The following is a 17449-nucleotide window of genomic DNA, read 5'->3' as shown; positions in this document are numbered from 1 at the left end:
TTGTCTATAGTTTTTAGTTTCAATATAAACTCATTCCTTAGACCAACATCTCTTTTGGGATGAAGAAAAGTTTTTTTTATAACTATAACCTAATTTATTAAGCAATCTTGATATCGTACTTGCAGATACTTTTTGACTCCAGTTGTTAGCTAGTTCCATGGTGGTTTTATCAAAATTTAATTCTATAAATTTTTTAAATCCCTCTATGTCTCTTATTATTCTACGATGTCCTGTATGATAACCACTTTTTGCTTTGATATCGCCGGTTTGTTTCTTTAATTTTTTCCATTCTATTATAGTCTTCCTACTAATAGAGTATATCTCAGAAGTCTCTTTTATTGTTTTACCATCTGTTAAACTTTTTATTACTCGTATTCTTAAATCGTATGAATATGCCTTTGCCATAAGTTTTTCATTTAGTATAATCTAACTCATACTCTAAGTCACTATCTTATCGCATTAAGCTATACTGGATGGCATAAGTCCTAAATTTATGAGAGAGTTATCTACAGTTGGAGTAGATATAATATCTAAAGCTTTAGAAAATGACCTAAATCCAAAAGTGCAAGAAATATATAAAAATAAATGATACTCCTCGCAGCAGAGCTACGAGGTATCTATCCAAAAAGTTTTAACTGTTTTTGTTGAAATGCTTTATAAGAAGGTTTGCCTGAACCTTGATTTTTTACATAATTACGTAATTTCCGCTCATCACCATGTTTACCTACTGTGCTCATAAAATATCCTTTACTCCAAAACTCACTTCCCCATAATTTTTCTTTAAGATTTGGATATTTCTTAAACATTTCCTTAGATGTAATACTTTTTATGATTTGAGTTATTTTTGTTGGGCTATACATTGGTATTGACTGTAGTAAAAAATGTACATGTTCTTTATCTACTCCTATTTCCAAAAATCTAATTTCATAACGAGCTTCTATGTCCTCACAAATTTTACATAAATAATCGTCTAGTTCCTCTTTGAATATTACTCTTCTATACTTTGCCGGTGTTACTAAATGATATATTAGTACTGTGACATTATCACTTTTATGTATATAACTGCTTTCTTCCATGCATCTAGTATATCACGAAGCAGACCTTCGGGGAATTAAACCCTAAGAGATTAATAAGCAAAGAATTACAGTAAATTTATTAGCTTCTTTGTCATTCCCGTGGAAGCACATGGATGTCAATTTAAGACTCGTTTTCATTCCGTGGAGGCATTGCCCGCATGGATCAATTTTTCCTCTGTCATCCCGCGAGCTTGTAGCGGGATCCAGCTTAAAATACTAAAATTGTTAGTGTTAAGAGTTGCTTTTCTGGATACCGTGGTCAAGCCACGGTATGACACCGAGGGCGTTTTCCGATCCACGCGGGCAATGCCCTCCGTGGCTTAGGAACTAGATCCAGAAAAACAACTTGAAGTATGTATCAATTTTGATATTTTTAACTAAATCTAGTTCACAAGCCATGAGATGAAAATAATCGAGTATATCTATGAACAAAACTTCTATAGTTTGGTTACGGCGTAATTTACGGCTACATGATAATAAATCATTTGCAGCAGCACTTCATAATTCTGATAAAATCCTACCTATATTTATTTTCGATACCACTATCCTAGAAAGGTTTAAAAATCCACATGACAGACGGCTTTCCTTTTTAGCCAATACACTTTGTTTAATTAATGATGAACTCAAAAAGCTGAAAGGAAAGTTGCTAGTATTTTACGGCAAGCCTTTGGATATTATTCCAAAACTCGCAGCTACTCTAAAAATCGAAAATATATATGCTGACGAAGATTATGAACTAAGCAATATAGAACGAGACAAAAAAGTTCAGGAGTTGTTAGGCAGTAACTGCACACTTAATTTATACTGCGATCATTTACTTATAAAACCTGATAGAGTTTTAACAAAAGATAATAAGGCTTATAAAGTCTATACTCCTTATATGCAGGCTTTCCGCAAATTTATAGCAGATAATGGAAGTATATCACATAATAAGCTACTAACAAATTATAGTTATAATTTAGATGGTAAATTATATACGCCGCAAGATATAGAACTAAAAACTATTGATCTAAATATAGGGGAATCTGAAGCTTTAAAACAAATCGGTTATGTATATAAAGAAGATGAGCTTTGGCAGCCTAAAAATGCTCAGAATGTTTTAGATAAATTCATTACAAGAAGAATAAATCGTTACAAAATTGATCGGGATTTTTTATATCTTGACGGCACAAGCACTATCTCACCTTATTTAAGATTCGGGCTTGTATCGATAAGAGAATGTTATCGTAAGGCTTTTAATGCTGATTCAAATCCAGGTAGTATAACGTGGATTAATGAACTAATTTGGCGAGAGTTTTATGCAACTATTTTATATCATTTTCCAAACACTGTTAATGAGGAATTCTTAGAAAAATACAAAAATAAAATTCCATGGAATAACAAAAAAGAATATTTCGATAAATTTATTAACGCAGAAACCGGTTATCCTATAATAGATGCAGCAGTTAAGCAGTTAGTCGGTGATGGCTGGATGCATAATAGGGCAAGAATGATAGTTGCTAGTTTCTTCAGCAAGAATTTGCTTTTAGATTGGCGGAAGGGCGAAGAGTTTTTTGCTCAGTATCTTATGGACTACGAACTCGCTTCTAATGTTGGCGGATGGCAATGGGCAAGCTCGTGCGGTACTGACGCTCAGCCTTATTTCCGTATTTTTAACCCTTATACTCAGGGGAAAAATTTTGACCCAGACGCTGAATATATCAAGAAATATTTACCCATCTTAAAAAATGTCCAACCGCACATTACCCACAATATAAATTTCCACAAAATGTATAATAACTACCCTAAACCGATAGTTGACTATGGATTATCACGAGCAAAAGCTATTGAGGTGTTTAAGGGAATTGCGTAAATAAATCTTGATGAATAATATAAAATTTCGAATGTAGGGTTCGAAATTTCATGATATAATTTTTTTACACTATAAAACATTTAGCCCTAGATGAATTATTTATTATATATCCTAGAACTAAAAAATATCAATTAAAACTTAATATAACTGTTGTACCTGTTAAACAAAAAATAACGCTTAAATATTAGATAAAGTCACAGTAATAATAATTTCTAAATTATCATTCCTCTTCCGCCTGTTTTGCCTCCTTTTGGTGGACGTCCAGCTATATCCTGACTAAAAGACACTTGCGGTTTTTTAGGTGTACTAGTAGCTTTTTTATGATCTTTTAAATCTTTTTTTATTTTCTCTAATTCGGATGATTTATGTTTTGGATCAACATCCCCTTTTAACCTAAGCTTTATTTGATCTACTTTTTTTCAGTAGGTTTATTTGTAGAAGTCAAGATTTGATCTTACAGACACTATAAAAATTATATCTGAATATCTGATAAATTATGACTGTCAGATAAGTATTCAAGATATAAGATTTCATTGTTCTTTTCAATAGCTAATTTCTTACTATCCTTAAAAGTTTGCATAGGCGTTTTACCATAACAATATTTTCCTGAATGTGGTCGCTCATTATTGAAATGCTCTAACCAAATATCAAGATCTAATTGTAAATCATCAAGATCAGTGTAGATCTTTTTCCGCATAGCTGTATCAAAGAATTCTTGTTTCATAGTTTTATTAAAACGTTCACACATACCATTTGTTTGAGGAGAATATGCTTTAGTAATAGTATGTTCTATACCTTCGATACTTAGAAATAATTCAAAAGCATGATGCTCTATATTTCCCTTATATTCTGACCCACAATCTGTCAGAATACGAAGTATTGGTATGCCTTGAGTTTCATACCATGGTAACACGCGGTCATTAAGCATATCAGCAGCAGTTAAAGCTGTTTTATCAGTATATATAGTTTAGCATCAGCTACTCTGCTATAGCTATCAATAAATACCTGAGAATAAACCTTACCTATACCCTTAAAATTTCCTACATAATATGTATCTTGGCATCCTAGATAACCTGAATGCTGTGTCTCAATCTCGCCATGGGCTTCTTTTTCGCTACGTCGTTTCTCTAGTACTTGTAACTGAGATTCAGTAAGTACAATACCATCCTGAGCCATCCTTGCTTCTAATGCTTTAAGCCTTTTATTGATATTGTTTAAATCATTACGTAACCAAATTGATCTCACTCCTCCAGGTGATACAAGTATACCGCTCTTCTTAAGCTCATTTGATACTCGAATCTGTCCATATGCTGGATATTCTATTGCCATATCCATTACTGCCTTCTCTATCGCTGGATCAACTCTATTCGCTATTATTGGCTTCTTCCGGCTAATCTCATACAACGCTTCTTCACCACCAGTTTCATACAGTTCTTTAAATCTGTAATAACTATCTCTACTATATCACATCGCTTTACATGCTGATGATATGCTACCAAGACTCTTAGCGAGTTCTAGTAATCCTAATTTTGGCTTTATTATTTTTTGATTTAAGTTCATTTCTTATCTCCATTTAATAATTAATTTATTTTACTAAATGTAAGATAAAATCTCAACTATTACAGTTTATTACCATTCTTATTACTCATATAGCACCTTTTTTTAATTTATTTTTAAAAAATTAAGCTTTTATACTTAACTGTAACTTGATGATACAACAAACTATTTAAATTTTATTAAATAACTTCTAATTAAAATCATAAAAAATATGACACCGTGTGTAGAATAAGCCACACATATAGCTTAATGTGATAAGATAGTGACTTAGAGTATGAGTTAGATTATACTAAATGAAAAACTTATGGCAAAGGCATATTCATACGATTTAAGAATATGAGTAATAAAAAGTTTAACAGATGGTAAAACAATAAAAGAGACTTCTGAGATATACTCTATTAGTAGGAAGACTATAATAGAATGGAAAAAATTAAAGCAAAACTTACGCTATGAGTGGAAGAGTGATAAATTATTGTAAGAATAATTAAACATGTCAAAGAGGAACAGATTGCAAGCAATACCAATTAATAGAACAGATTACTGTCAATTTTTAACAATTAGCCAAAAGAATTATAGTTTAACCTACTACGCTGAACATGCCAAGAAATGTAGCCATGATGTTATTAATAGATTTTTAGAAAATGAAAAATATACTCCTTCTTTGTTATGGGAACACATTAAGAATGATGTTATCTTTTCATCTAACGGATATACAATATTTGATGATACGGTGTTAAACAAAAGGAACACAAAGAAAATAGAGGTTGCTAGATCGCAGTATAGTGGAGCTACAGGTGGAGTTACTACCGGTATAGGAGTAGTGAGTCTTGTATATTATAACCCCGATATTGATAAGTTTTGGGTAATAGATTATCGCATTTTTTCATCTGATCATGATGGAGCGACGAAACTAGATCACCTACTAAAGATGTTCAATAATGCTGTTTATAGTAAAAAGATTCCTTTTCAAACTGTACTTTTTGACACATGGTATGCTACACACAAAATTATGCAACATGTTGACTCCTTGGGCAAATATTATTATGCCCCTATTAAAGCCAATAGAAATGTTAGTAAAACGTGTGATTACGAGCCTTATAAAGCTGTTAGCAAGTTGACGTTTTCAGATGAAGAAATTAAGAATGGAATGGAGATTCATATAAAAGGATTTGCCAAAAATAAGCATGTTAATTTGTTTAAATTTACTGTTTCTACCAACAGAGTTGATTATGTTGTTACCAATAACAAAACTCAAAAATCTTCTAAAGCTGCACAAGATGAGTTTGGCTTGCGATGGGTAATTGAGAGCATGCATAGAAAAATTAAGCAACTGACTGGTATAGAACGTTGCCAATGCAGAAAACAGCGTATCCAACGTAATCACATTAGTTGTGCATTTCTAGTTTGGGCTTTTCTCAAAAGAACTGCAAATAAAATAGGTAAAACGGTCTACCAAATAAAGTTAGGGCTTTTAGATGACTATATGCAACAACAGCTTCGTTCTCCATCTTTACGATATTTAGAACCAAACATAGCGTAAGTTTTGAAAGAAACAAACCGGCGATATCAAAGCAAAAAGTGGTTATCATACAGGACATCGTAGAATAATAAGAGACATAGAGGGATTTAAAAAATTTATAGAATTAAATTTTGATAAAACCACCATGGAACTAGCTAACAACTGGAGTCAAAAAGTATCTGCAAGTACGATATCAAGATTGCTTAATAAATTAGGTTATAGTTATAAAAAAAACTTTTCTTCATCCCAAAAGAGATGTTGGTCTAAGGAATGAGTTTATATTGAAACTAAAAACTATAGACAAACAAGATTTAGTATTTATCGATGAATCTGGGATAGAAGATAATAGCTGTAGAGAACACGGGTGGAGCATTATCGGTCAAAGATGTTATGGTGAAAGGGTCTATCAACATAAATCACTGATTAGTATGATTGCTGGGGTGTCTGCCAAAGATATTATTGCCCCAATAATATTTGATGGGACATGTAATAAGGACATTTTTGAAACTTATGTACAAGAGATATTGATCAAAGAGTTAAAGCCTGGTCAGATAGTAGTAATGGATAATATTAATTTTCATAAAAGTACAAAAGTGAAAACGTTAATTGAATCTTTTGGTTGCAGTATTTTATTTTTAACGCGAGTTTCGTATTAAGATGCCTAAATTATAGTTAAGGAATTTGCCACAATCCTGATTTTTTAAGGCTTTTGGGAGATTGGATAAGTTTCATACTGTAATAATTGGAGTCAAAAAAGACAAATTGCTGAAAATTTATGCATTTTAAGCCCATTTTATAACAAAAACAGTATTATCAATATCCACCGTAACCCAGTATTTATCAGCTATACAGCGACTTTATGAATACGAAACTCGCGTTTTTTACCAACTTACTCTCCTGATTTAAATCCTTACTATTACCCACAATTATAAAATGCTGCTAGAGTATTCACTGATCATTTTAAATAAGAAGGATAGGCGATATGCAAGATATAGTAACATACGGGATAAATATATCAAGCACTGGTTGGTTAGAGAATGAGCTCAGGCATGTTGACTTTAAAGATAAAAGACTTATAAATCGGCTTATTAAAACCAGTAACTTACTTGATAGCAAAGCATCCGGCACAATAAATCAAAGTTGCAGATCCTGGAAAGATGCGAAGGGAGCTTACAGACTATTTAGCAATGATAAGTTTGATATAGATGAAGTCTATTCTTCGCATCATGTGGAAACACAAAATAGAATCCAAGGCAAAAATTTAGTGTTTGCAATTCAGGATACAACTTACCTGGATTATGACACTCATATTAAGACAAAAGGGCTAGGCAGTATCTCCAAAGCTTATACAAAGCACAAACAGGGTCTTATTATGCATAGTACTATTATAGTGACGCCAGGAGGTCTGCCTTTAGGCCTTACCTCTCAGCAATGTTGGGCACGTATCGCAAGGGAAGAGGATCAGAAGGAAAAAGCAAGGCGTAAGTATATCACTCACATCAAAGATAAAGAAAGCTATAAATGGATTAACGCGTTTGAGGAAACAATTGCCAATATTCCTGAAAATACTAGAGTTATTACGGTTGGAGATAGAGAAGCAGATATCTTTGATTTGTTATGGAAAATTGAAGAATCAGCTGCAGAATTTGTAATTCGCAACAGACAGGATAGGAAATTTATTTGCCCGGAAAATGGTAAAACAAAAATACAAACGAAAATAAGTAAGCTACAGTCCAAGAAAGAGATTAGACTGAAAATCCCAGGCAATGGACTTCATAAAGCAAGAAAAGCAAATGTTGAAATTAAATACACATATGGGCACATACCAATTAGGTCTGTATCTTTATATGGCCCTGAAAATACTGATCACAAAATCAGTGACAAATTAGCTGTTTATGTTGTAAGCGCTAAAGAAATTAATGCCCCTGTTGGAGTAGAGGCAATCGATTGGACTATACTGACCAACATCCCCGTGAGTAGCTTTGAAGATGCTGTTGAGCGTATAACTTGGTATAAGCTAAGATGGAAAATAGAAGAATATTTTAGAGTTCTGAAATCAGGATGCAAGATAGAAGCCTCTCGCTTATCTGCCGAAACAAAGCTACAAAAATTAATTGCCATAAAAAGCCTCATTGCTTTTAAAATTTTATATTTATCAAAAATAGCCTCAACTTGTCCTGAAGAGAGCTGCGATAGCATACTTACCACCCAAGAATGGAAAACGCTTTATATGCGCGTGCACAGAACAAATAATACTCCTGGCAAGCCTCCAAATATAAAAGAAGCTATTATTTTGCTTGGTAAATTAGGAGGCTTTATGGCAAGAAAGAGTGATGGGTTGCCCGGAGCAATGTCTTTATGGCGGGGATATGAAATCCTTCAAGAGAGCGTAATGATGCTATCAATTGTTAGTGGTAAAATTTGTGGGTAATAGTAAGATTTAAATCCTATTGAGCATTACTGGTTTAAAATCAAGAACGAAATAAGAAAAACTGTTTCTAATTTTGAGCACTTTTTTGATGCAGTTTACTATGCTCTTAAAAAAAAGTCACTACCTTATCGCATTAAGCTATACTTTAAATTTGTGGTGAGTTAATTTGCATTAGTTGCTATTATTAATAGCTACTTTTTTAACGCGAGTTTCGTATTCAAAAAGTCGCTGTATAGCTGATAAACAGTGGGTTACGGGGATATTGATAATACTGTTTTTGTTATAAAGTGAGTACAAAATACAAATTGCTAATTAAAATATGGTATTTATAGTATAAGAAAAAAGTTTATAGGTTATTGAAAAAACTTTAAGAGCAATAACCTATGATAATGGATTTTACAGAAATATTTTGTTACGTCGATGATTTTTTTCAAGAATTAGACAAGCATACAAATTCAATTACTAACCATAACAACAAATCTGGTCCTAAAAGTCGACTTAACAGAAGTGAGGTAATAACAATTATAATAGGCTACTGGCAGTCATCTTATGATTGTTTTAAGAATTATTATCTGAAGCAAATATGGATTTATCATCAAAGAGATTTTCAATTAGTAAGCTATAGTCAATTTATAAAAATAATAGGTCCACATTTACCACTATTAGTACTGATATTCAATTCTATTTTGGATCAGTGTGATGGCCTTTCTTTTGTAGATTCAAGTAGTATAGAGGTATGTAAGAGATACCGTATTTCAATGAATAAAGTGTTCGCCGGCATAGCAGCACGCAGTAAGACAACAAAAGGTTGGTTCTATGGACTTAAACTACATCTAATAATTAATAGTGTCATTGTCAAATAAAAAGGGACCAGTAAATTGCACGAAAAAGGGACCACTATATGTAAAAATTTTTATGTCAAATGACCTCCAAATTTATAGTTATTAATACGATAACTTTTACCTGTGATGTTTAGTATATGTGCATGATGTACTACTCGATCAATAATTGCATGAGTTAATAACTCATCAGCAAATATTTCATTCCATCTTTCAAAATCCTTGTTTGTGGTAATAATGGTAGATTTATTTTCATATCGTTTAGCAATAATATTAAAAAAATCATCTACTGAATGTTTTGGTAATTGCTTAAAACCTAACTCATCAAGAATTAATAAGTCAAATGATAAGAGTAATTTAACTTTTTTGTGATAGCTATTATCTGCTCTTGCAATATGTAAATTATAAAGCATATCCGATACCGTAGTAAAATATACAGAGTATTCTCGTGTTAAAGCTTTTAATGCTAATCCAATAGCAAGATGAGTTTTGCCAGTTCCAGAATTACCTATGAATATGACATTGCCCTTAGTATTAATATAATCACAAGTAGATAAATCACTTATTACTTTGGCATCAATACTTGGTTGGAACTGAAAATCAAAGTCTTCTAAATTTTTAGTGACTGGTAATTTAGCAGCACTTTTACGACGACGGTAATTATTATCCTTACGGTGAGATTTTTCATCTTCACATAATAGTGAGAGAAATTCTTTAAATCCTAGTTTATTATTTTGAGCATAAATAATCCTTTCATTTAAGCTATTGACTATACCTGATAATCTAAAACTACGTAGGTCATTAAGCAAGTTCTGCATTCTGACCTCCAAACTCTGGCAATGGTAAGTTTACTGCATTACTATTTAAGATATTTTTAATTTTAGAGTAAGAACTTATACCGTAATGTAATGCTCTATGACAAGCTTTATCTATTAACTCATCATTGTAAACCTTACGTAAAGAAATAATACCTCTAGCACAACGTTGCCAATCATTTACTCGTGTTTGTTGTAATAACTCTAATAATAAACTGCAATTATTTCCTATCTGCTGCATTTGTTGTTGATAATGTTCACTATATTCTATAAAACCTGGGCATAGACGTTTATATTTGGCATAATGAGACGGATTAGTGGTAAATATTCCTTTGCCATCTGTTCTAACGTGCCTTGCTATTAAATCATTTTGGATAGAAAATATTTGAACAAGTTTTGGTGATAATTGTACCAGTACCTCACTGTATATATATTTTGCCGGTACGGAATAATAATTATTATCTATGGTGATATGACAATCTTTTGCTACTTTTCGATTATGCCACGATGACAAATCAAACGTTTCTAATGGTAAAGGCATTAAATTATTACTTTCTTCTTGCTCAAATAGTTCCTGAGGAATTTTTTTAGTAGTACCATGTATTCGGTTATTTGCTTTATTTAACCAGTTAGCAAGATCATGTGTTAATTCTTCATATCTATGAAATTTACGTCCAGCAAAAAAATTATTTTTGACATACTTTATTCCTGATTCTACTTTGCCTTTTTCTTGAGGTTGATATACACGACAAGGAGAAAGTAAAATTCCATAATGATCAGCTAAACGTTTGTATTCCTTCTGATATACGGGCTCATAGAAATTGCTATCTACCACTCCAGCTTTAAGATTATCAAGTTTTATTACTTTTGGACTGCCAGCAAAATAATTAAATGCATTGATATGACATTGTATCCATGTTTGACAACTTTGATCAAACACTACTTCATAATAATCAAGGCGACTATAACTTAAACGCATATTAAATACATATGCTTTAACTCTACGCCCCTTAGAATTATACTGTAAGCCTATGTCACCAAAATCTACTTGTGCTTCCTCTCCTGCTAAAGTATGAAAACGAATGCAACTGTTATTTTGTATCTTATATTTTTTGATATAACGGGTTAGCGAACCATAACTTTTTGTATAACCTTGAATTTTTAACTCTTCAAAAATTCTTATGTAACTTAGATTCTTTTCTAATAACTCAATTATTTGTTCGTGCCAAGAATCCAGTGCTGAAGATCGTTCATAGGGTGCAGGAGATTCTGTACCAGACTCTACATAACGGTTTACTATTTTTCTTACTGTTTTACGGTCTATTCTCGTTAGTTTGGCAATATTTCTTTGACTATTGCCTTGCTTATAAAGGGTGATAATTGTTGTGTACATATTTATTCTTATCATTGTATCACTAGATATTTATTTTAATTAATTATCTAGTGAATATTGCACATTATAACCTTATTAGGTTACACCAAATTCTCTGGTCCCTTTTTCGTGCAATTTACTGGTCCCTTTTACTTTAGCAATGACAATAGAGCCGGTGGTATAGTTAAAGCATCTTTTAGCCCTGGCAATAAGGATGATAGAAAACAGCTGGAACTGATGATCAAAAATCTTTTTGGTAAAGTATTCGGAGATCGTGGTTATATTTCACAACAATTATTTCAACAACTTTTAGAGCAAGGAATTTTTATGGTAACTAGGGTAAAGAAAAATATGAAAAATAAACTTATGTCTATGTTGGATAAAATATTATTGCTTAAAAGAGCATTAATAGAATCTGTGTTTAGTAAAATTAAACTATTGGGGAAGTTTGAGCATTCAAGGCATAGATCAGTTACAAATGCCTTTGTGCATATGGTTGCAGCACTGATAAATTATCAAATGTCTGATAATAAACCTTCTATTACATCTCTCTTGATATGCTAAATCCTATGCTATATTAATTCGAAACTCGCGTTTTTTAGAATTATTAATTCAGCTAAATTTAATGATGGATGTTGGAGGGAAAAGATACAAAAACTAAGCTATATGCTAAAAAGCAATTTACTTTATAATTATACTTCAGGGAATGTTTCAGCAGTAGTATTAAGAACTCCTGAAAGCGTTATGCCTTGTTGAGCAAAATCATTTAGAGAATTATCTACCGAAGCAAGAAAAACAGGAGGTTCAATTTTTATTTCTGTGCAAGATGGGAAATGTTTTTTAAAGGTTTCAATAGCTTTAGATGGGTTCATATATAAGTATCTACAATATGCAATATAGTCCCAGCTAATTAGTATATCATCATTAGAAACTACATTTGTACGATGATCAGAAATTATCGAGAGCATAGTCATAAAATGACTATATTCTATAGTAGATGGATTATTAGTCAAACTATCATATACATTTTTTATGAGGTTACTAAATACAGCTAAATAATTATGGTTGTTACCGGTGTTAAACGATTTAGCTACATCTATAATAATACTAGTCGGCGGCTCAGAGTTATAAGTACAATAAACTTTTACTCCGTAAATACTTTCTGTAAATTCCTTTGGTATATGATGATTTGGATCTTTTAACATAATTATATTCCAATAAAAGAGTATATTACTATCTATACTCATAGCCCTTATGTAACTTATTAGCTAATGCCTGCTCCCATCTATCACCGTTTTGCAGTAATCTCTCTTTATCATAAATAAGAGCTGTGTGGGTTAGGCTTGCAAATTCGAAATTTGGACCTTCGACTATCGCATCGACGGGGCAAGCTTCTTGGCATAGCCCACAATAAATACATTTAGTCATGTCTATATCATAACGGGTGGTGCGTCTACTACCGTCTTCTCGCTCATCCGCTTCAATAACTATTGCCTGTGCCGGACAAATAGCCTCACAAAGCTTACAAGCGATGCAACGTTCTTCGCCGTTTTCATAACGACGCAAAGCATGCTCACCTTTAAATCTTGGGCTCACTGGGCTTTTTTCATAAGGATAATTGATTGTGACTTTAGCTTTAAAAAAATATCTTAAAGTCAAAGCCAAACCTTTTATTATCTCATATAGAAAAAATGATTTTAAATAATTGATCATATTTTATTTTTCAAGCAGACTTTTTAATAATCAAACTTTCATTTTTATAATTCGTATCTTCTTGCTTTGATATTTGTGAATGATTTGAGTAAGTTACCCATTTAGGGCTGTAATCCTCTACTTCATTCCCCCACTGCGTCCAATTTGGTCTTGTACCCCTAGCAAAAAGCTCCAAATAAGGACCTTTACTACATTTTTCTATCAATTCATATAATTCATCAGGTTTTCTAGAATGTTCACGTTTTCTACTACTTATCAAGTTAACCTGGCTTCGTGCTGGTGCTAAAGTACGTGCAGTTTTTCCCCTAACACCAAATAAAACTATTTCCGTAACATTACGAAAATAAAACCCTGCTCCTCTACCATCAGGTCCGCCGTCCAATTTTAGACCAAATTATATTTGTTTTATAAGTAAAACCCCACGCTTTCATTACTTCTAACCCTTCTTGAAGCAGAGCATTAGGAACCCATAAATATAAATGTGCTGGCTCAAGAACACAGTTTACTACGGGTATATTTTTTATTTCATCAAGCTTTAATGTCGAATAACGATTTAGTCTTTTATGTTCGGGGGCAACTTTACCTGTTCTATTTTCAAACTGCCAAGGAGGGTCAGCAAGAATAGTATGAAATTTACCTTTTATATTACTTTCAAAATCTTCTTTTGCTGCTACAATATTATTCTCTATTTAGTCCTCTATATATAATTTCTTTGTAATCCCAAAGACTAAAATAGGACAACCACCACCGCCACCTTCAATTCTCGGCAATAATTTAGCCATATGAGTGGTAGAAGCTCCATATGAACTACTTTTACCTATAGAATTAAATATTTTTTGTAACTCTGTACATCTAGTTATTATAACGCCGATGCTTATTGCTCGCAAATCAAATAAAAGCCTGAGTTATTCAAATCTCTATCAAAAAAAGGATCTTTATTATTCCATTCAATTTCTAAAGCTATTCTATTTTTGTAGCAATCAACCTTATGAGTCGGAGAGTCTAAAGAATTTTCATCTACTATAACTTTGGTTAAAAACATTTTTTCTTTCCAACCCAATTCTGTAAAAGATTTATCTATTGATTTTGATATTTCAGATTTTTCACCTCCTCCTACAGTAATCCAACTTTTTCTAAAATGAAAGTTTTTTAATACCTGTATTATGTCGTGCCATTCATTAGCAAAATCATTTTTTAAAATAGCAATTGCATGCTTCCATTCATGAATTTCATAGTGCTCTCTAATAAAATCAGGAAAAAGTTCTATCCCCATAACTACTAAATACCCGGCAAATTATTAGTATACATTAACACGCTTGAAACTAACACCACCCAAAATAAGGTTAGAGGTAAGAATACTTTCCAACCAAGACGCATTAACTGATCATAACGATATCGTGGCAGTGTTGCTCTAATCCATAAAAAGCAAAATAGCAAAAATCCTACTTTAAAAGCAAACCAAAAGAATCCAGGAATGAAACCAAGCCACGATATATTAAATGGTGGTAAATAGCCCCCTAAGAAAAAAGTCGTAGTCATTGCACTAACTAATATCATATTAGCATACTCACCTAGGAAAAATAAAGCAAAACCCATAGAGGAATATTCGACATTATAACCGGCAACTAACTCTGATTCAGCTTCCGGTAAATCAAAAGGCAATCTGTTTGTTTCGGCAAGCACTGAAATAAAAAATACCACACCTATCGGCATGAGCATTAAATCAATCCACCATGGTATTGTCCTCTGTGCTTCAACAATCTGGCTAAAGTTCAGCGTGCCAGTAGTCAGCAACACAGTAATAATAACAAGCCCCATCGATACTTCATAAGAAATCATTTGTGCCGATGAGCGTACAGCTCCAAGAAATGCATATTTTGAGTTACTAGCCCAACCAGCAATAATAATGCCGTAAACGCTTAGGGAAGAAATAGCAAGAATATATAAAACACCGACATTAATATCAGCAAGCACTACACCTTTTGCAAAAGGTATAACTGCCCAACCGATTAAGCTTAATATGAAAATTATCATCGGTGCTAGAACGAATAATATTTTATCGGCGTTGGTTGGAATGATCGGCTCTTTAAATAATAGCTTTACCGCATCAGCAATAGGCTGCAAAAGCCCAAACGGTCCAACAACATTAGGACCCTTTCTAAGCTGCATAAGCCCAATTACACGACGCTCAGCATATGTTAAATATGCAACGCATAATATTAAAGGTATAGTGATCGCTACCACCTTTAAGGCGATTATAATTAACGGAAAAATATATTCAAAAAAGAGTTCTGTCATATTTCATTGTCATCCCGCGAGCTTGTAGAAGTCAAGATTTGATCTTACAGACACTATAAAAATTATATCTGAATATCTGATAAATTATGACTGTCAGATAAGTATTCAAGATATAAGATTTCATTGTTCTTTTCAATAGCTAATTTCTTACTATCCTTAAAAGTTTGCATAGGCGTTTTACCATAACAATATTTTCCTGAATGTGGTCGCTCATTATTGAAATGCTCTAACCAAATATCAAGATCTAATTGTAAATCATCAAGATCAGTGTAGATCTTTTTCCGCATAGCTGTATCAAAGAATTCTTGTTTCATAGTTTTATTAAAACGTTCACACATACCATTTGTTTGAGGAGAATATGCTTTAGTAATAGTATGTTCTATACCTTCGATACTTAGAAATAATTCAAAAGCATGATGCTCTATATTTCCCTTATATTCTGACCCACAATCTGTCAGAATACGAAGTATTGGTATGCCTTGAGTTTCATACCATGGTAACACGCGGTCATTAAGGGGCCGTTGAAAGATAATTTTTGATAGTAAAATAAGAGGAAAGGAGGTAATAAATATTTTAAAAAAGAAATTCTGTTTAATATAGAGATAAATGTTATTCAATAGTGTAGTAATTTAATAGAGATTTGTTTACAGAGTTAGAATTTTTATTAATAAATTTCTTTAAGCCATTAAAGTTGTTAAAACCACTAATCGTTTTAAATTAAAACATATGGCATTCATAAATTCGGAGAATTGATTTTTGGCAATTCCTATATATCTAACCCGCTTATTATCTTTTGAAAATACCATCTCGAAAGGTGCTCTGATTTTCGTATAATATTTATCAAGGTCAAAATTCTTATCTTTCATATTATTTTTCTTTATTGCACAAAGATGGACTCCCTTTTTAGCTGCTGCATTCTTGGTAGAGATTGTACAATAACCTTTATCAACATATGTAGCACCAGAACTTGGCATAACATGCTTAAAACCTTTGCTATCGGTAACATTTGCAGGGGTAACTGCAACCTTATTGATCATGCCTGATTGAATATCAACACTCACATTAAGCATATCAGCAGCAGTTAAAGCTGTTTTATCAGTATATATAGTTTAGCATCAGCTACTCTGCTATAGCTATCAATAAATACCTGAGAATAAACCTTACCTATACCCTTAAAATTTCCTACATAATATGTATCTTGGCATCCTAGATAACCTGAATGCTGTGTCTCAATCTCGCCATGGGCTTCTTTTTCGCTACGTCGTTTCTCTAGTACTTGTAACTGAGATTCAGTAAGTACAATACCATCCTGAGCCATCCTTGCTTCTAATGCTTTAAGCCTTTTATTGATATTGTTTAAATCATTACGTAACCAAATTGATCTCACTCCTCCAGGTGATACAAGTATACCGCTCTTCTTAAGCTCATTTGATACTCGAATCTGTCCATATGCTGGATATTCTATTGCCATATCCATTACTGCCTTCTCTATCGCTGGATCAACTCTATTCGCTATTATTGGCTTCTTCCGGCTAATCTCATACAACGCTTCTTCACCACCAGTTTCATACAGTTCTTTAAATCTGTAATAACTATCTCTACTATATCACATCGCTTTACATGCTGATGATATGCTACCAAGACTCTTAGCGAGTTCTAGTAATCCTAATTTTGGCTTTATTATTTTTTGATTTAAGTTCATTTCTTATCTCCATTTAATAATTATTTGACCAAAAACAAGATTTGTTACAAAAAAAGAAGAGAAGAATTAAATAGAAGAGTAAAAAGTTTACTTGAGCAAAAGAAGCAAGCCGCAAACACAACAAATTAATCTCTTAGGGTTTAATTCCCCGAAGCTCTGCTTCGTGATATACTAGATGCATGGAAGAAAGCAGTTATATACATAAAAGTCATAATGTCACAGTACTAATATACGCGAGTTTCGTATTCAAAAAGTCGCTGTATAGCTGATAAACA

17 protein-coding genes and 5 pseudogenes are annotated in these 17449 nt (G+C 32.5%); 7 read left to right on the top strand and 15 right to left on the bottom strand.

Annotated features, from left to right (window positions below; all coding sequences use genetic code 11):
* Positions 1-30: 30 nt before the first annotated feature.
* Together ACOAL3_RS09335 and tnpA are read right to left on the bottom strand one after the other, a co-directional pair.
* Positions 31-405: a helix-turn-helix domain-containing protein gene (locus ACOAL3_RS09335; RefSeq protein ID WP_395476636.1), complete on the bottom strand. Its 375-nt coding sequence runs from the start codon at positions 403-405 to the stop codon at positions 31-33.
* 212 nt (positions 406-617) lie between these two features.
* Complete coding sequence (gene tnpA / locus ACOAL3_RS09330; protein ID WP_419234618.1) at positions 618-1076, bottom strand: IS200/IS605 family transposase; 459 nt, start codon at positions 1074-1076, stop codon at positions 618-620.
* Between the two features lie 424 nt (positions 1077-1500).
* On the opposite strand from tnpA, the gene ACOAL3_RS09325 reads away from it, so the two are divergent.
* Positions 1501-2928, top strand: coding sequence for a cryptochrome/photolyase family protein (locus tag ACOAL3_RS09325; RefSeq protein ID WP_419234905.1), 1428 nt, complete (start codon positions 1501-1503; stop codon positions 2926-2928).
* A 472-nt stretch (positions 2929-3400) separates the two neighbouring features.
* Here ACOAL3_RS09325 and ACOAL3_RS09320 read toward each other — a convergent pair.
* A pseudogene (locus ACOAL3_RS09320) lies at positions 3401-4488 on the bottom strand (IS481 family transposase).
* 505 nt (positions 4489-4993) lie between these two features.
* Between ACOAL3_RS09320 and ACOAL3_RS09315 the strand changes: the two are divergent.
* The 5 genes and pseudogenes from ACOAL3_RS09315 to ACOAL3_RS09295 all read left to right on the top strand — a co-directional run.
* A complete protein-coding gene (locus ACOAL3_RS09315) occupies positions 4994-6025 on the top strand; it encodes an IS701 family transposase (protein ID WP_473198143.1) in 1032 nt (343 codons plus the stop codon).
* A gap of 124 nt (positions 6026-6149) precedes the next feature.
* Positions 6150-6278 carry a hypothetical protein gene (locus ACOAL3_RS09310; protein ID WP_419234904.1) on the top strand — a complete coding sequence of 43 codons (129 nt, stop codon included), beginning with the start codon at positions 6150-6152 and terminating at the stop codon, positions 6276-6278.
* Between the two features lie 7 nt (positions 6279-6285).
* On the top strand, positions 6286-6660 hold the full coding sequence (locus ACOAL3_RS09305; protein ID WP_419234903.1) for a transposase: 375 nt from the start codon (positions 6286-6288) through the stop codon (positions 6658-6660).
* 326 nt (positions 6661-6986) lie between these two features.
* Positions 6987-8435, top strand: coding sequence for an IS4 family transposase (locus tag ACOAL3_RS09300; protein WP_419234585.1), 1449 nt, complete (start codon positions 6987-6989; stop codon positions 8433-8435).
* A gap of 383 nt (positions 8436-8818) precedes the next feature.
* A pseudogene (locus ACOAL3_RS09295) lies at positions 8819-9280 on the top strand (transposase); the annotation flags it as partial.
* A 68-nt stretch (positions 9281-9348) separates the two neighbouring features.
* On the opposite strand, the gene istB reads toward ACOAL3_RS09295, so the two are convergent.
* Both istB and istA read right to left on the bottom strand, forming a co-directional pair.
* Positions 9349-10092 carry an IS21-like element helper ATPase IstB gene (istB, locus tag ACOAL3_RS09290; RefSeq protein WP_419234522.1) on the bottom strand — a complete coding sequence of 248 codons (744 nt, stop codon included), beginning with the start codon at positions 10090-10092 and terminating at the stop codon, positions 9349-9351.
* Positions 10076-11482, bottom strand: coding sequence for an IS21 family transposase (gene istA / locus ACOAL3_RS09285; protein WP_419234561.1), 1407 nt, complete (start codon positions 11480-11482; stop codon positions 10076-10078). Before istA ends, istB begins: the two co-directional genes overlap by 17 nt.
* A gap of 153 nt (positions 11483-11635) precedes the next feature.
* Between istA and ACOAL3_RS09280 the strand changes: the two are divergent.
* Positions 11636-12025: pseudogene (locus tag ACOAL3_RS09280) on the top strand (transposase); the annotation flags it as partial.
* A gap of 128 nt (positions 12026-12153) precedes the next feature.
* Here the strand turns inward: ACOAL3_RS09280 and ACOAL3_RS09275 are convergent.
* The 10 genes and pseudogenes from ACOAL3_RS09275 to ACOAL3_RS09235 form a co-directional block, all read right to left on the bottom strand.
* Positions 12154-12708, bottom strand: coding sequence for a hypothetical protein (locus ACOAL3_RS09275; RefSeq protein WP_419234902.1), 555 nt, complete (start codon positions 12706-12708; stop codon positions 12154-12156).
* Positions 12695-13174 (bottom strand): NADH-quinone oxidoreductase subunit NuoI, encoded by a 480-nt coding sequence (gene nuoI, locus ACOAL3_RS09270; RefSeq protein ID WP_419234901.1) that lies wholly within the window; start codon positions 13172-13174, stop codon positions 12695-12697. Before nuoI ends, ACOAL3_RS09275 begins: the two co-directional genes overlap by 14 nt.
* 10 nt (positions 13175-13184) lie before the next feature.
* Entirely contained in the window at positions 13185-13556 is a 372-nt protein-coding gene (locus ACOAL3_RS09265; protein WP_419234900.1) for an MT-A70 family methyltransferase, read from the bottom strand.
* A complete protein-coding gene (locus tag ACOAL3_RS09260; RefSeq protein ID WP_419235639.1) occupies positions 13540-13797 on the bottom strand; it encodes an MT-A70 family methyltransferase in 258 nt (85 codons plus the stop codon). The genes ACOAL3_RS09265 and ACOAL3_RS09260 overlap by 17 nt, the downstream gene beginning before the upstream one ends.
* Positions 13798-13863: 66 nt before the next feature.
* Positions 13864-14061 carry a BglII/BstYI family type II restriction endonuclease gene (locus ACOAL3_RS10970; RefSeq protein ID WP_473198137.1) on the bottom strand — a complete coding sequence of 66 codons (198 nt, stop codon included), beginning with the start codon at positions 14059-14061 and terminating at the stop codon, positions 13864-13866.
* Entirely contained in the window at positions 14049-14447 is a 399-nt protein-coding gene (locus ACOAL3_RS09255; protein WP_473198136.1) for a BglII/BstYI family type II restriction endonuclease, read from the bottom strand. The genes ACOAL3_RS10970 and ACOAL3_RS09255 overlap by 13 nt, the downstream gene beginning before the upstream one ends.
* Positions 14448-14452: 5 nt before the next feature.
* Positions 14453-15472, bottom strand: a complete 1020-nt coding sequence (gene nuoH / locus ACOAL3_RS09250; protein WP_419234899.1) for an NADH-quinone oxidoreductase subunit NuoH — start codon at positions 15470-15472, stop codon at positions 14453-14455.
* 62 nt (positions 15473-15534) lie between these two features.
* Positions 15535-15987 (bottom strand): annotated as a pseudogene (locus ACOAL3_RS09245) (integrase core domain-containing protein); the annotation flags it as partial.
* Positions 15988-16149: 162 nt separating this feature from the next.
* Complete coding sequence (locus ACOAL3_RS09240; protein ID WP_419235638.1) at positions 16150-16533, bottom strand: transposase; 384 nt, start codon at positions 16531-16533, stop codon at positions 16150-16152.
* Positions 16534-17174 (bottom strand): annotated as a pseudogene (locus ACOAL3_RS09235) (helix-turn-helix domain-containing protein); the annotation flags it as partial.
* Positions 17175-17449: the final 275 nt, after the last annotated feature.

It is taken from the genome of Rickettsia endosymbiont of Nabis limbatus (genome assembly GCF_965196655.1).
In the GTDB taxonomy this organism is placed as follows: Bacteria; Pseudomonadota; Alphaproteobacteria; order Rickettsiales; family Rickettsiaceae; genus Rickettsia.
This window is presented reverse-complemented; position numbering and strand designations above follow the sequence as displayed.